This window comes from Streptomyces sp. CA189 (assembly GCF_056428985.1).
Map to the genome: position 1 here is coordinate 1 of NZ_JBWJVM010000098.1, position 12,507 is coordinate 12,507.

At 70.6% G+C, this 12,507-nt stretch carries 17 protein-coding genes and 1 pseudogene; 11 read left to right on the forward strand and 7 right to left on the reverse strand.

All coding sequences use genetic code 11. From position 1 onward, the window contains the following. Positions 1-111: 111 nt before the first annotated feature. From AC061S_RS39545 to AC061S_RS39555, 3 genes and pseudogenes are all read left to right on the forward strand, one after another. Positions 112-366: pseudogene (locus AC061S_RS39545) on the forward strand (DUF6069 family protein); the annotation flags it as partial. A 62-nt stretch (positions 367-428) separates the two neighbouring features. Further along, a complete protein-coding gene (locus AC061S_RS39550) occupies positions 429-950 on the forward strand; it encodes an ArsR/SmtB family transcription factor (protein ID WP_478690706.1) in 522 nt (173 codons plus the stop codon). Between the two features lie 11 nt (positions 951-961). After that, a complete protein-coding gene (locus tag AC061S_RS39555) occupies positions 962-2,200 on the forward strand; it encodes an MFS transporter (RefSeq protein WP_478690738.1) in 1,239 nt (412 codons plus the stop codon). A gap of 23 nt (positions 2,201-2,223) precedes the next feature. Here AC061S_RS39555 and AC061S_RS39560 read toward each other — a convergent pair whose 3' ends face one another. From AC061S_RS39560 to AC061S_RS39570, 3 genes are read right to left on the reverse strand one after another with little or no spacing between them, the layout of a single operon-like run. Beyond that, the gene (locus AC061S_RS39560; RefSeq protein ID WP_478690707.1) at positions 2,224-2,865 is read right to left on the reverse strand and encodes a GNAT family N-acetyltransferase; all 642 of its coding nucleotides are present in this window, start codon (positions 2,863-2,865) and stop codon (positions 2,224-2,226) included. Next, the gene (locus AC061S_RS39565) at positions 2,865-3,401 is read right to left on the reverse strand and encodes a GNAT family N-acetyltransferase (RefSeq protein ID WP_478690708.1); all 537 of its coding nucleotides are present in this window, start codon (positions 3,399-3,401) and stop codon (positions 2,865-2,867) included. The genes AC061S_RS39560 and AC061S_RS39565 overlap by 1 nt, the downstream gene beginning before the upstream one ends. A gap of 44 nt (positions 3,402-3,445) precedes the next feature. Continuing rightward, positions 3,446-4,279 carry an NAD(P)H-binding protein gene (locus tag AC061S_RS39570; protein WP_478690709.1) on the reverse strand — a complete coding sequence of 278 codons (834 nt, stop codon included), beginning with the start codon at positions 4,277-4,279 and terminating at the stop codon, positions 3,446-3,448. A 461-nt stretch (positions 4,280-4,740) separates the two neighbouring features. On the opposite strand from AC061S_RS39570, the gene AC061S_RS39575 reads away from it, so the two are divergent. From AC061S_RS39575 to AC061S_RS39585, 3 genes are all read left to right on the forward strand, one after another. Next, a complete protein-coding gene (locus tag AC061S_RS39575) occupies positions 4,741-5,379 on the forward strand; it encodes a LysE family translocator (RefSeq protein WP_478690710.1) in 639 nt (212 codons plus the stop codon). Positions 5,380-5,564: 185 nt separating this feature from the next. Next, positions 5,565-6,602 (forward strand): sigma-70 family RNA polymerase sigma factor, encoded by a 1,038-nt coding sequence (locus tag AC061S_RS39580; RefSeq protein WP_478690711.1) that lies wholly within the window; start codon positions 5,565-5,567, stop codon positions 6,600-6,602. A gap of 22 nt (positions 6,603-6,624) precedes the next feature. Further along, positions 6,625-7,023: a VOC family protein gene (locus AC061S_RS39585; RefSeq protein ID WP_478690712.1), complete on the forward strand. Its 399-nt coding sequence runs from the start codon at positions 6,625-6,627 to the stop codon at positions 7,021-7,023. 32 nt (positions 7,024-7,055) lie between these two features. Here the strand turns inward: AC061S_RS39585 and AC061S_RS39590 are convergent, their stop codons facing one another. After that, a complete protein-coding gene (locus AC061S_RS39590) occupies positions 7,056-7,844 on the reverse strand; it encodes a bestrophin-like domain (RefSeq protein ID WP_478690713.1) in 789 nt (262 codons plus the stop codon). Positions 7,845-7,887: 43 nt separating this feature from the next. Then, the gene (locus AC061S_RS39595; protein WP_478690714.1) at positions 7,888-8,307 is read right to left on the reverse strand and encodes a winged helix-turn-helix transcriptional regulator; all 420 of its coding nucleotides are present in this window, start codon (positions 8,305-8,307) and stop codon (positions 7,888-7,890) included. Positions 8,308-8,366: 59 nt separating this feature from the next. On the opposite strand from AC061S_RS39595, the gene AC061S_RS39600 reads away from it, so the two are divergent. From AC061S_RS39600 to AC061S_RS39610, 3 genes are read left to right on the forward strand one after another with little or no spacing between them, the layout of a single operon-like run. Continuing rightward, positions 8,367-8,726: an NAD-dependent epimerase/dehydratase family protein gene (locus AC061S_RS39600; RefSeq protein WP_478690715.1), complete on the forward strand. Its 360-nt coding sequence runs from the start codon at positions 8,367-8,369 to the stop codon at positions 8,724-8,726. Further along, positions 8,663-9,046 (forward strand): NAD(P)-dependent oxidoreductase, encoded by a 384-nt coding sequence (locus AC061S_RS39605; protein ID WP_478690716.1) that lies wholly within the window; start codon positions 8,663-8,665, stop codon positions 9,044-9,046. The genes AC061S_RS39600 and AC061S_RS39605 overlap by 64 nt, the downstream gene beginning before the upstream one ends. Further along, the gene (locus tag AC061S_RS39610; protein WP_478690717.1) at positions 9,043-9,540 is read left to right on the forward strand and encodes a nitroreductase/quinone reductase family protein; all 498 of its coding nucleotides are present in this window, start codon (positions 9,043-9,045) and stop codon (positions 9,538-9,540) included. Before AC061S_RS39605 ends, AC061S_RS39610 begins: the two co-directional genes overlap by 4 nt. Before the next feature lie 3 nt (positions 9,541-9,543). Here AC061S_RS39610 and AC061S_RS39615 read toward each other — a convergent pair whose 3' ends face one another. Further along, positions 9,544-9,840, reverse strand: coding sequence for a hypothetical protein (locus tag AC061S_RS39615; protein ID WP_478690718.1), 297 nt, complete (start codon positions 9,838-9,840; stop codon positions 9,544-9,546). A 146-nt stretch (positions 9,841-9,986) separates the two neighbouring features. Between AC061S_RS39615 and AC061S_RS39620 the strand changes: the two genes are divergently transcribed. Beyond that, on the forward strand, positions 9,987-10,346 hold the full coding sequence (locus AC061S_RS39620; protein ID WP_478690719.1) for a type II toxin-antitoxin system RelE/ParE family toxin: 360 nt from the start codon (positions 9,987-9,989) through the stop codon (positions 10,344-10,346). Continuing rightward, positions 10,343-10,684: a helix-turn-helix domain-containing protein gene (locus AC061S_RS39625; RefSeq protein WP_478690720.1), complete on the forward strand. Its 342-nt coding sequence runs from the start codon at positions 10,343-10,345 to the stop codon at positions 10,682-10,684. The genes AC061S_RS39620 and AC061S_RS39625 overlap by 4 nt, the downstream gene beginning before the upstream one ends. A 91-nt stretch (positions 10,685-10,775) precedes the next feature. Here AC061S_RS39625 and AC061S_RS39630 read toward each other — a convergent pair whose 3' ends face one another. After that, positions 10,776-12,350, reverse strand: coding sequence for an APC family permease (locus AC061S_RS39630; RefSeq protein ID WP_478690721.1), 1,575 nt, complete (start codon positions 12,348-12,350; stop codon positions 10,776-10,778). Between the last annotated feature and the right edge of the window lie 157 nt (positions 12,351-12,507).

Here is a 12,507-nt window from a genome sequence, read left to right on the forward strand (position 1 = left end):
TCGACGCCACCGCACACCCCTCGACGATCAAGCGGAAACAGAACGTCGAGAGCATCCCTCACCCGACCGAAACCATGCTGACCAGCAGAAACTCAACGATCACATCCGGTAAGACAACGGCTTCTCATGGGTGCCTCCGTCGTCCCGCTGGCCTTGGGAACGGGCGCCGCCTTCCTGATGGGCCTGTGGAAGCCGGTCTTCCTGCGGATTGCGCAGTACGTGGGCGGCGGGCTGGCGCTGTTGTCGGTTGCCGGACCGCTGTCGTCCGGCGCCGACGGCGGCACCGTCGCAGCCCTGGCGCTGATGCACCTCACCCTCGGCGTGGCGGTCGTCACGACTCTGGAGCTCCACCGCCGGCGGCAGTGAGCCCGGAAGACCGCACGAATACCCTCTTGCCCAATGGTCAAGAAACGTTGACCATTGGGCGCATGCCTGCCGATGATCTTCCCGAGACGTTTCACGTCACCACCGACGAGCAGCTACGCGCCGTCTCCAACCTCACGCGCCACCGCATCATGGCCGTGCTCCGCTTCGAGCCCGCGACGATTACGCAGATCGCTCAGCGCGTGGGGCTCGCGAAGGGGAGTTCCAGCTACCACGTACGGCTGCTCGAACGGGCCGGCCTGGTGAAGGTGGTGCGAACGCGGAAGGTCCGGGGGGTCACCGAGCGGTACTACGCGATGGCCGCGCGGGCGATCGTGCTGCCGGATCCGGGCGAGGGAGGGCCGGACGTGCTGATGCGGCATGCGGTGGCGGACCTGGAGGCAGCGCCGGTGGACGGCGATCGGCACGTGCGGATGGCGCATCTGCGGCTCACCGGGGAGCAGTTCGCGGAGCTGGGGGCGCGGCTGGACGCACTGGCGGACGAGTATCGGGAGCTGTCCGATCCGTCGCTGCCGGACGCGTCGCTCGTCTTCGCGCTGTTCCACCCGAGAGGGGACGCCAAGTGACCGTTCGGAAGTTGCCGACCGGGTTCGGGCGGCTTTGGACCGCGCAGACGGTGTCCTCGCTCGGTGACGGGGTGACGCATGCCGCGCTGCCGCTGCTCGCGTTGACGCTGACGCGGGATCCGATGGCTCTCGCCGTCGTCACCGCCGCCGGAACGCTGCCGTGGCTGCTCTTCGGGGTGCTCGGGGGTGCGCTGGTGGACCGTTGGGACCGCCGTCGCACGATGTGGATCGCGGACGCGGCCCGCGCGGTGCTGCTCGCGATACCGGCGGCAGCGGCCGCGCTCGACGTGCTGAGCATTCCGCTGCTCGCGGCCGTCGCCTTCCTGCTCGGCCTCGGCGGACTCTTCTTCGACACGGCCGCCACGGCCTATCTGCCGGATCTGCTCGGCCGTGACCCCGCGCTCCTGGAGCGCGCCAACTCCCGGCTGCGGGGCAGCCAGACCGCTGCGTCCGGCTTCGTGGGTCCGCCCGCGGGCAGTGCCCTGCTCGCGCTCGGGCGGGCGGTTCCGCTGCTCGCCGACGCGGTGTCGTTCGCGCTCTCCGCAGTGCTCGTACGGTCGCTGCCCAGCGTGCCCCGTCCCGTACCGAAGGCCCGCGAGTCGCTGCTGCGGCAGGCGCGGGCCGGTGCCTCGTACGTATTCAGGGACCGGTTGCTGCTCGGGCTCGCGCTGCGTCCGGCGGTCGGGAACATCGCCTTCGTCGCCGTGGAGACCGTGCTCGCCCTCTTCGCCCACGATCGTCTCGGCATCGACACCTTCGGCTTCGGCCTGCTCCTCACGGCGGAGGCCACCGGCGGTCTGCTCGGCGCGGGCGTCGCCTCCTTCCTCGGCCGGAAACTCGGCACCGGCACCGCGCTCACCTGCACGGCCGCGGTCGAGGGACTTGCCATCCTGGGCCTTGCCGTCGCCCCGAACCCGTACGCGGCCGGCCTCGCGCTCGCCGTCTGCGGAGCGGGCATGGGCGCCACGATGGTGCTCGCACCCTCCCTCCGGCAGGCGATCGTCCCCGCCCACCTGATGGGCCGGGTCGCCTCCACCTCCCGGATGCTCGCCATGTGCGCCGCCCCGTTCGGCGCCTTCCTCGGCGGCTGGCTGGCCACCAGCTACGACATACGGACCCCGCTCTACGTCGCCGCCGGCCTTCTCCTCGCCATGACCGCCATCACGGCGAACATGACCAGCAACCGCCAGATCGAGGCGGCACTGCGCGCCGCCGCCCCGGCCGATCCCGTTCACGAGCGTGCCGTTTAGAAGCGCAGATCACGGTCTCCTGTTCAGTTCGGCTCGTACCAGAGGCTCGTCATCGGGGAGTGCGTGGTCCAGCCCAGCGCGGAGTAGAGCGCGCGGCCGTCGGGCGTGCCGACCAGGAGGCCGGTCGTGGCGCCGGCCTCGTACGCGGTGCTCTGCAGGGTGCGCATCACCAAGCCGCCGAGGCCCTTGCGCCGGTGTTCGGTGGCGGTCTCGACCTGGTCGACCACGACATGGGCGCCTGTGTGGGCGATCTGGCCTCGGGCGGCGAAGTGCCCGGCCTGCGTGCGGACCAGCACGCGGGTGACCCCGCCCCGGCTCCACCTGGTGAGCGTGTAATCGGCCGGCACTTCCGTGCGTTCCGATGCAAGGTCACAGGTCATCAGAAAACCGGCGACGTCGAGCCGCCAGCCCGGCCCGACCCAAGGCAGGACCGCCTGCTCGTCGGCGAACAGCTTCAGCCACGTCCCGGGCGCGCTCGTCGCGGCGACGATTTTGCGCACCTCGGCCTCGGAGGGCTCCGGCAGCACGTGCCGGGCCACGTGCTTGGACTGCCCGACGTCGATCGTCCACCCCCACGGCTCACCGATCGGGTCCGATCCTCCCCGGGAGACGACCCAGCCGTCGATCCACATCCGCACGAGCTCGCTGATCCCGGTGTCCGGCATCACGGGAGGGGCTTCCAGTCCTGGGCAAGGAGTCCGAACAGGACCTCGTCGAGGAACTCGCCCATCACCCAGGCCGAAGAGCGCAGCACACCCTCGCGGACGAAGCCGTTGCGCTCGGTGGCGCGGATCATCGCGATGTTGTCCGCCAGCGTCTCGATCTGCAGCCGGTGCAGGCCGCGTACGACGAAGCCGTAGTGGCACAGCACCGCGACCACGTCGGTGCTGTAGCCCTTGCCCCGAGAGGCCGGCAACAGCCCGAGCCCGACGTGCGCGGACCGGCTGTGGTTGTCGATGCCCCACAGCGTCGCGGTACCGACCAGCGCGCCACTGTCCAGGTCCACCACGGAGAAGGGGACATGGCCCTGCTCCTTGTCGTTCACCAAGAACGACGAGGCCTCCGAGTCGGCCATGAGCGGTCGCCACGGGTGGCCCGTGGCCCGGGAGGCGGTGACCACGTCATCGTGGAGACCAGCGTGCAGGATGGGGATGTCGTCCTCGTGCCGAGCCCTGAGCCCAACCGTTTTACCCTTTAGCATGCAAGCTTCCTATCCGACCGCACCATGGTCGGCAACCCAATAGATCAGCGGAAGGCGTCGGCGTTCTCCGAGACCCACTGCCGGAACGGACGACCCGGAGTCCCGGTGACCTGCGCGACCGTGTCACGCACCCTCAACAGCTCGTCGTTCACGTCTCCGCCGGTGACGTCGAGCACCGCGTCCGCAGCCTCCGCCCCGAAGACCGCAGCCATCTGCGCGTGGGCCTCTCCACGACTGATCTCGGCGAAGGGAACCTCCCGGCCCAGCGCCGCCGCGATGGCCTCGGCCTGCTGCCGTGCGGTCACCGGCTCGGGACCGGTCAGGGCGTAAGTCCGCCCCCGGTGGCCGGGCTCGGTCAGTGCCACACGTGCCACCGCCGCGATGTCCGCAGGGTGGATGGTCGGCAGCGCGGTCTCGGCGTACGGCGCACGGACGGTCTCGTGGCCACGGATGGCAGCGGCCCACATCAGAGCGTTCGACGCGAACTGCGTCGGCCGCAGGATCGTCCAGGCCATACCGCTCGCCTTGAGCAGCTCCTCGACCGCCAGGTTCTCGCCGGCAGGCCCGAGATGCGGGTGACTCTCGACGGTGATGGAGGAGACCAGGACAACGTGCTCCACACCCGCCTGGCGGGCGATTTCCAGAATGTCCCCGTCCGACCCCAGCCGCGACACGAGAAACAGCGAACGCACCCCCTCCAGCGCCGCCTTCAACGCCACGAGATCGGCGAAGTCACCCTCCACCGCCTCGACCCCTTCAGGAAAGACGGCCCGTGCGGCATCCCGAGTAAGCCCTCTCACCGGCCCGACACCCGCCGAGCGCAGCTCCTCCAACAAGGCGCTGCCTATGTTTCCGGTGGCTCCGGTCACGAGGATCATGAGCACATTTCCCATCGCCAGATGATCAAGTAAGTGCCAGGTTAGAACCTCAATCGCACTTCAGGTCAAGGAGCCACTCCACACCCCAACGAGCCCAAGACGGCCCGCAGTCGCTAAGCCGAGCGAGAGTGCGTAGCGATCTGTCGCGCCCACCGACCCTGAGGTCCTTCTCGCCACCCTCTCGCTCGTGGTGGCGGTCGACGGTCACGGGAAGGGTGTCCAGACGCCCGGCCCTGGATGCTCTGACCGCCCCGCGCGTCCGTTCCGGCTGAGGTCACTGTCCTGCCGGAGCGGTGTGCGGATGACCACCGGCCGAAGAAGGGCTGCGGATCTCAGACGGGGTCGCTCCTCCCCACTCCTCCCCCCGGTACTCGTCAACGCCACCGACCAACCCGCAGCACCCGCCGTCCCACCCGAAAACCGCTTCCCCTCCCACCCCCCCGTCGGCAACGATGAGCCGCATGGTGTCCACTGACCGACTGCTGGCGTTCGCCGCCATGTCGTTGCTGTTGATCCTCATCCCCGGGCCGAGCGTGCTCTTCGTCATCGGGCGGGCGCTGTCCCAGGGGTGGCGGGCCGCGCTGATCACGGTGGCCGGGAACACGCTGGGGGCATACGTGCTCGTCGTCGCGGTGGCCCTCGGTGTGGGGTCCGTGGTGGAGCGGTCCTTGCTCGTGTTCACCGCGCTCAAGCTCGTGGGGGCCGCGTACCTCGTCTACCTGGGGGTCAAGGCCTTCCGGCAGCGGCATTCGCTCCGTGCGGAGTTCGGGGCGCACGCATCCGAGTACGGGAACTGGCGGTCGCTGTGGGAAGGGTTCGCCGTCGGGGTGGCCAATCCGAAGACCATCGTGTTCTTCGCCGCCGTCCTGCCGCAGTTCGTCGACCGCGATCAGGGGCACGTCACCGCCCAGATGCTGCTGCTCGGGCTCGTGTTCAACCTCATCGCCGTGGTCTGCGACAGCACCTGGGGCATGGTCGCCGCGACCGCCCGCAGCTGGTTCTCGCGGTCTCCCCAGCGGCTCTCCGCCGTAGGCGGGGCCGGCGGGCTCGCGATGATCGGCCTGGGCGTGACCGTCGCCACGACCGGGCGCAAGGACTGATCCGGGGCTGATCCGGGGCTGACCCGGGGCTGACCCGGGGCTGATCCGGGGCTGATCCGGGGCTGATCCAAGACCTCCTCCGCGAGTAAGTCCCCCTCGAAGCAACGAGGTTTCGGCACGGTCGGATGATCTACTGAACCGACCGGTCGAGGGCTCAACACGGGGGTGTGGGTATGGACGTAGGTATGGACGTCAGTGTCGCTACGGGCGGGGACACAGGTAGGGACACGGCCGGGGACAAGCCCGCAGGCGCAACCACCACTCAGACCCCAAGCTCCCCCACCCAAGACCAACTAGCCCTCAGCTTCGAAGAGCACCGCCCCCACCTCCGCGCCGTCGCCTACCGGATGCTCGGGTCGATCGGTGAGGCCGAGGACGCGGTCCAGGAAGCCTGGCTGCGGTTGAGCCGTATGAGCCGCTCCGATGTCAGTGACGTGGAGAACCTCGGCGGCTGGCTGACGACGGTCGTGGCGCGGCTGTGTCTGAACGGGCTGCGTGCCCGCGAGACCCGCCGGGAGGACTCCCTCGACGACCGGCTGGACCGGACGGGCGAAGTCGGCCCCGCTCCCCGGATGCCCGACCCCGTCCTCGCCCGGGAGGGCGGCGTGGTCGACCCGGAGCAGGAAGTACTGCTGGCCGATTCCGTCGGACTGGCGCTGCTCGTCGTACTCGAATCCCTCGCTCCGGCGGAGCGGCTGGCGTTCGTCCTGCACGACATGTTCTCGGTGCCCTTCGACGAGATCGCCCTGATGCTCGACAAGACACCGGCGGCCACCCGGCAGCTCGCCAGCCGTGCGCGGCGCCGCGTACAGGGGCAGGCGCCCGCACCGGATCCGGACCTGGTCCGGCAGCGCGAGGCGGTCAGCGCGTTCTTCGCGGCCACCCGTGACGGTGACTTCGACGCGCTCCTCTCCCTGCTCCACCCGGACGTCGTCCTGCGCTCCGACGGCGGCGTCGCGCGCGCCGGCCAGTCGGTGGTCCTGACCGGTGCCCGGACCGTGGGCTCCCAGGCGGCCCTCTACAGCGCGCTCGCCCCGTTCGTCCGCCCCGTGCTCGTCAACGGGGCCGCCGGCGTGCTGTGCGTGGTCGAAGGCCGGCTGATGTCGGTCATGGCCTTCACGGTCACCGACGGCCGGATCACCGCCATCGACGTACTCACCGATCCCGACCGTCTGGACCTCATCGACCTCGCCCCCCTCATCCCCCTCATCCCCCTCACCTGACGGGCCCGTACCCTCTCCCCCCGTGATCGACTCACGCGCGCACATCCGGATCGCCCGGCCCTCCCTCGATCTCGCCGCCGCCGAGCGGTTCTACGTGGGAGGGCTGGGGCTCGACGTGCAGTGGCGCTCCACCGAGCGGGTCTCCGGGGAGCACGACCTGCTGATGGTCGGGCCCCTCGGGGGCGGCTGGCACTTCGAGCTGACCCACGACCCCGAGAACCCGGTGGCTCCCTCCCCCACCGCAGACGACCTCTTCGTCGTCTACCTGGGCAAGGAGCCCGACGAGGCCCTCGTGGCCCGGCTCGTCGAGCACGGCGGGACCCGCACTCCCGCCCACAACCCGTACTGGGACACCTACGGGGTCACCGTCACCGACCCCGACGGCTACCAGCTCGTCCTGTCCTCCCGCACCTGGGGCTAAGCGGCTGCCCGGCGGACGGACGGGCGGGCGCCCTACGGCCAGAACTTCGCCAGTGCCGCCTCCTTGAACGGCGCCGGGCTCACGCTCAGTTCACCGGCGAAGGGGCGGTCCAGGGCGACCACCAGCAGCAGGCTGAAGCCGATCAGCCCCGCCACCGCCGAGACGAAGAGCAGCTGCATCTTCAGGCTCCGCAGCCCGAAGAGGAAGGTGAGCGGGAGGATCACGAACGCACCTCCGTACACGAGCACTTGGAGCAGCGGCGGCAGTGAGGTCTCGGCCATCGTCACGCGCGCCCGGCGCTGCGCGGCGACGTCGTTGAGGCGGCCGACGGCCTCCCCGTAGAAGGTCTCGCTCCGGGGGCCGGCGGGCTCGTAGGCCTGGAGCGCCGTGTACAGGCCGTGCGTCTGGTCGGCGGTGGCCGCGTAGCTGGGCCGGCCCTCGCGCATGAGGGGCCACTGGACCTCGACGACGGCGTGGACGTACTCCCCCACCGCCCGGTCCACGCGGGCGCGTTCGGCCGGCGGGAAGACCTCCGCGCTGCGGACGATCAGGGCCAGGTCGGTGGCCTCGGTCGCGACGATGGTCTGGGTGTTCTCCAGTTGCGTCCACAGGGTGACGACGACGAAGGCGAGGATGATGCCGTAGATCGCGCCGAACATCCCGAGGGCCACCCCGACCATCTCGTTGTGGTCGCCGCCCGCGAGGTGCGGGAAGCGGCGGCGCGCGGCCAGGCTGCCGCCGATGGCGAGGGCGACGAAGCCGCCGACGAGGAGGACGCCGAGGAGGAATGTGCTGAGGTGATTGAGCAACCAGAGGATCATGTCCTGCCCAACGACCACCCCGTCGGGAGGGCCCGCCCCCACATCAGCGCGAGCGGCTCGCGCGCGGCGGCTCCGCGGGTCCCGTCGCCGCCGCCTCTTGGGCGTCGAGCAGCTCGTCCCAGTGCTCCCGCGTCCACTCGCACGCCGCGTCCAGCGGGCCCAGCAGTCCCCGCCCGAGCGGGGTGAGGGCGTACTCGACCCGGCGCGCCGGGGTCTCGTACTCCGTGCGCACCACGAAGCCGTCGCGCTCCAGCCCGCGCAGGGACTGGGTGAGGGACTTGGCGGTGATCTCGCGCAGCGGGACCTTGAGCTCCGAGAAGCGGCGGGGGCCGTCCTGGAGGCAGCGCAGGATCAGCGTGGCCCATTTGTCGCCGATCCTGAACGGCACCAGGGGCGAGGGGCAGACGGGGTCGAACATCTCGGGATCGAGGGGCGGAGGCGACGACAACTGCTTCTCGGTCATGATCCACACGGTAGGGCGGTATCCGATCGGTAACCACCTCTCCCCTTAGGTTCCGGGGCATGACGAACCAGGGGAACGAACAGACCAAGACCAAGACCACGACCAAGCCCAAGATCATCGTCTTCGGCGCTGCCGGCCGCGTCGGCAGCGCCGTAGTCGCCGAGGCGCGGGCGCGGGGCCACGAGGTGACCGAGGCCGGGCGGGGCGACGGGGACGTCACCTCGGCTGCGGACGTGGCGCGGCTCGCGGCCGGGCACGACGCGGCGGTGGCGGCGGTGTACGACACGGGGCCGTCCCCGGCGCGTTCTTCCCGGCGGCCGCCCGCGCGCTGGCGGCGGGGCTGGGCGAGGCCGGTGTGCGGCGCCTGGTCTCCGTCGGGCTGGCGTCGGTACTGCCCACCCGCTCCGGGGCGCTGCTGATGGACACCCCGGGCTACCCGCAGAAGTGGCGGGAGTTCTACGCCGGCCACGGCGCCGGTACCGAAGCCCTGCGGGCGGCCGCGCCGGCGACCCTGGACTGGGCGGTACTGAGCCCCTCAGGCGACTTCGCCGCCGAGGCGACGCCCTGGAGCGGCCCGGGGGCCGACTCCGGCCCCAACTCCGGCCCCGGCGGCGGCTACGCCTTCGCCCCCGCCGACGCCGACGCCCGCATCCGGCACGCGACCTTCGCCCGTGCCGTCCTGGACGAACTGCTGACCCCCACCGTGCACCGCACGCACGCGGGGGTGACGGGAGCATGACCGGCACCCCGCCCGCACCCCCGCCCGCCCCCACGGGCCCGACCAGGGTCCCGGCCCCCACCGACAGCCCGAACCCCTGGGTGGCGGACCACATCCGGCGCTTCGAGGAGACCGGCGGGGTGCCGCGCCCCGGGATCCGCGATCTGCTGCTGACCACGCGGGGGCGCCGCTCCGGGGTGTTGCGGCGCACGGCGCTTGCGTACGTCCCCGATGGGGACTCGTACGTCCTCACGGCGTCCAACGCGGGGGCCGGGCAGCACCCGGCCTGGTACCTGAACCTGAGCGCCGACCCGGCCGTCACGCTCCAGGTCGGCGCGGAGAGCTTCCCGGCGCTCGCCCGCCCCGCGACCCCGGCGGAGGCGGAGCGGCTGTGGCCGGTGGTGGTGGCCGCGATGCCCTCGTACGCGGCCTACCGGGGCGCGGCCGCGCGGACGTCCGGCCGCGAGGTCCCGCTGGTCCTGGTCACCCGGCGGGACACCTCCACGCGCGGCTGAACCTCAGCCACGCACCTTCGGCGCCTTCGGCAGCCCGGCGGACAGCGCGGTGCCGGCTCCGCCGAGGGAGGCGTCGGTCGCCTTCGACGCGGAACCGGCGGCCGAGGCGGTGATCTCCACCGCCGTCTTCGCGTCCTTGACGGTGCCTCCGGGGTGGTCGACGATCTCGCCGACGCGCTGGGTGATCGGGGGCCCCTGGATGGCGGGCTCGTCGGCGGCGTGCGCGACGGCGGGGCAGAGGGCGAGGGCCGCTCCTCCGGACAGGACGAGGGCGGCGAGGCTGCGCTTGATGGCGTTCATGCCGGGCCCAACGACCCCGCCGCACCCCGAGTCACCGCTCCCGCCCACTTTGGAGTGAGATCAGAACCGTCCACACCCCAGAGATATGCCCCTTGCGTAATATGTTGCACAGGTCATACTCGGAGGGAAGGTACGCGGACTGGGAAGTGATCGTCGTGGAGCCCGCTCTCTCGTGGCTGCACACACTGCGCCAGAACGATCGACCTACCCTCATCCAGATCAGCAAGGCCATCACCGCTCTACGGCAGGAGGGTCCCGCCATGGGGCGCCCCCTCGTGGACACAGTGAAAGGGTCCCGACTGGCCAACCTCAAGGAGCTCAGGCCCGGGTCCGCCGGAGCGACCGAGGTGCGCTTGCTGTTCGTCTTCGACCCGCTGAGGCGGGCGGTCTTCCTGGTTGGCGGAGACAAGGCCGGCGACTGGCAAGGTTGGTACCACTCGTCCATCCCACTGGCCGAGGCTTCGTACGAGGATTACGTGACACAGCAGGAGGAGGACACGCCGTGAGCCCGACACCCGACCGTGGAGACAAGGCCGCCCGCTGGGACGACCTCGTCGAGGAGTTCGCCTTCTCGCCCGCTGAGCAGGCGGAGATCGACCGGGGGGCGGCGGAGATGATCTCCGCCGTGCGCGCGCACCGCCTGGCGGAGGTCCGTAAACGGCAGCACACCACGCAGGTCCAGGTCGCGGAAGCCATGGGGGTCACCCAGGCGCGCGTCTCCCGGATCGAGAACGGCGAGCTGGAGCGCAGCGAGGTCGAGACCCTCGCCGCCTACGTGCGCGCCCTCGGCGGCAAACTGAAGATCGTCGCCGAGTTCGGTGACGAGCAGTACACCCTCGGCTGACAACGCCCGCGGCCCCGGATCGGAGGCTCGCTCGGGGGCCGCGGGGGTGCATGACACAGCGGGGGGGGTGAGGGCCGAGACCCCCATGGGGTCAGTCCTGGACCACCAGGGACGGGGTGGACTTCGTCAGGACCTCGCCGCGGAAGAAGGCCGGGCTGCGGCGTTCGGTGACGAACATGACGACCAGGCCGAGGGCCAGCAGGCCGACGCCGATGATGAAGACGCTGCCGACGCCGAGGACCGTGGAGCCGGAGCCGTACGACGGGTTCCACATGTCGATCAGGGTCTTGAAGAAGACGGTCGCCAGGAGCAGGCCGCCCAGGACCGGGAAGACACCCTTGAAGAACAGGTCACGGGTGGAGCGGCGCAGCTCGCCGCGGAAGTACCAGGCGCAGGCGAAGGCCGTCAGCGAGTAGTAGAAGCAGATCATCAGGCCGAGCGCGAAGATCGTGTCGGTCAGGACGTTCTCGCTGATCAGGGTCATCACGGTGTAGAAGACGCCGGTCGCGACGCCCGCCATGATCGTGGCGCGGCCGGGGGTCTTGAACTTCGGGTGGACCTTGGCGTACGTGGGCGGCAGCGCCTCGTACGTGGACATGGCCAGGACCGTGCGGGCCACCGGGATGAAGGTGGTCTGCAGGGAGGCCGTCGCGGAGGCCAGGACGGCGACGAAGAGCAGGATGCCGAGCGTCGGGCCCATCACCGGGCCGGCGAGGGCGGCGAAGACGTTGTCGGAGGTCTCCGGGTTGCCGAGGCCGAAGCCGACGGTGCCGGAGCCGACGGCCATCTGGGCGGCGATGCCGGTGGCCAGGTACGAGCCGACGAGGACGACCATGGCGATGAGCGAGGCGCGGCCGGGGGTCTTCGCGGAGCCGGTGGTCTCCTCGTTGGTGGCCAGGCAGGCGTCCCAGCCCCAGTACATGAAGATCGAGAGCGAGAGTCCGGCGGTGAAGGCCGCCATGGACTCGACCGCGAAGGGGTTCATCCACTGCCAGGAGAAGTCCAGGCCGGTGTCGAAGGTGCCCGCGGCGGCCTTCTGGAAGGCCATCGCCACGAAGATGGCGAGCACGGCGAGCTGGAGGCCGACCAGCGCGTACTGGACGCCCTTGGTGGCGGTCATGCCGCGGTAGCTGATGGCGGTCGCGATGGCGATCAGGGTGAGGCAGGTGCTGATGTGGACGAGCTTGTTGTCGTCCAGGGCGGCGATCGCCGGGCTGTTCGTGATCTCGCCGGCCAGCAGCCAGAAGTAGGAGGTGGCGACGCCGGCGAGGTTGGAGAGGACGATGATCGTGGCGATCACCAGGCCCCAGCCGCACATCCAGCCGATCCGCGGGCCGAAGGCCTTCACGGTCCAGGTGAAGGAGGTGCCGCAGTCCGGCATGGCCTTGTTGAGCTCGCGGTACGCGAAGGCGACCAGCAGCATCGGCAGGAAGCCGGCCAGGAAGACGGCCGGCATCTGCACGCCGACCTCGCCGGCGGTGGACCCGAGGGTCGAGGTCAGGCAGTAGACCGGGGCGACGGTGGAGATGCCGATGACGGCGCTTCCCACGAGGCCGACAGAGCCCTTGCCGAGGCCCTTGCCGCGTACATCACCATCGGAGCCACCCAGGGGGGTGGCTCCGCTTACCGTGTCTCCGACCGGGGGCCGGGCGTCCAGCTGTGTCATACGTCAGGACGTTAGACGCTGCGTTTTCCACATCTGGAGGACTTAAGTCCAGTCCGCCACGCGTCCAAAGCCCTTGGAATCTCGACACCGAGACTCTTCACGAGGATGTAATACAAGGTTCACAGGCCTGCCGATCATCGTTTCGGCAGGCCTGGAC

Bases quoted from the DNA above. Each gene is read 5' to 3' on its own strand.
- AC061S_RS39550 (WP_478690706.1), top strand. From the start codon at position 429: ATGCCTGCCGATGATCTTCCCGAGACGTTTCACGTCACCACCGACGAG.
- AC061S_RS39560 (WP_478690707.1), bottom strand. From the start codon at position 2,865: ATGCCGGACACCGGGATCAGCGAGCTCGTGCGGATGTGGATCGACGGC.
- AC061S_RS39565 (WP_478690708.1), bottom strand. From the start codon at position 3,401: ATGCTAAAGGGTAAAACGGTTGGGCTCAGGGCTCGGCACGAGGACGAC.
- AC061S_RS39570 (WP_478690709.1), bottom strand. From the start codon at position 4,279: ATGATCCTCGTGACCGGAGCCACCGGAAACATAGGCAGCGCCTTGTTG.
- AC061S_RS39575 (WP_478690710.1), top strand. From the start codon at position 4,741: ATGGTGTCCACTGACCGACTGCTGGCGTTCGCCGCCATGTCGTTGCTG.
- AC061S_RS39580 (WP_478690711.1), top strand. From the start codon at position 5,565: ATGGACGTCAGTGTCGCTACGGGCGGGGACACAGGTAGGGACACGGCC.
- AC061S_RS39590 (WP_478690713.1), bottom strand. From the start codon at position 7,844: ATGATCCTCTGGTTGCTCAATCACCTCAGCACATTCCTCCTCGGCGTC.
- AC061S_RS39595 (WP_478690714.1), bottom strand. From the start codon at position 8,307: ATGACCGAGAAGCAGTTGTCGTCGCCTCCGCCCCTCGATCCCGAGATG.
- AC061S_RS39600 (WP_478690715.1), top strand. From the start codon at position 8,367: ATGACGAACCAGGGGAACGAACAGACCAAGACCAAGACCACGACCAAG.
- AC061S_RS39610 (WP_478690717.1), top strand. From the start codon at position 9,043: ATGACCGGCACCCCGCCCGCACCCCCGCCCGCCCCCACGGGCCCGACC.
- AC061S_RS39615 (WP_478690718.1), bottom strand. From the start codon at position 9,840: ATGAACGCCATCAAGCGCAGCCTCGCCGCCCTCGTCCTGTCCGGAGGA.
- AC061S_RS39630 (WP_478690721.1), bottom strand. From the start codon at position 12,350: ATGACACAGCTGGACGCCCGGCCCCCGGTCGGAGACACGGTAAGCGGA.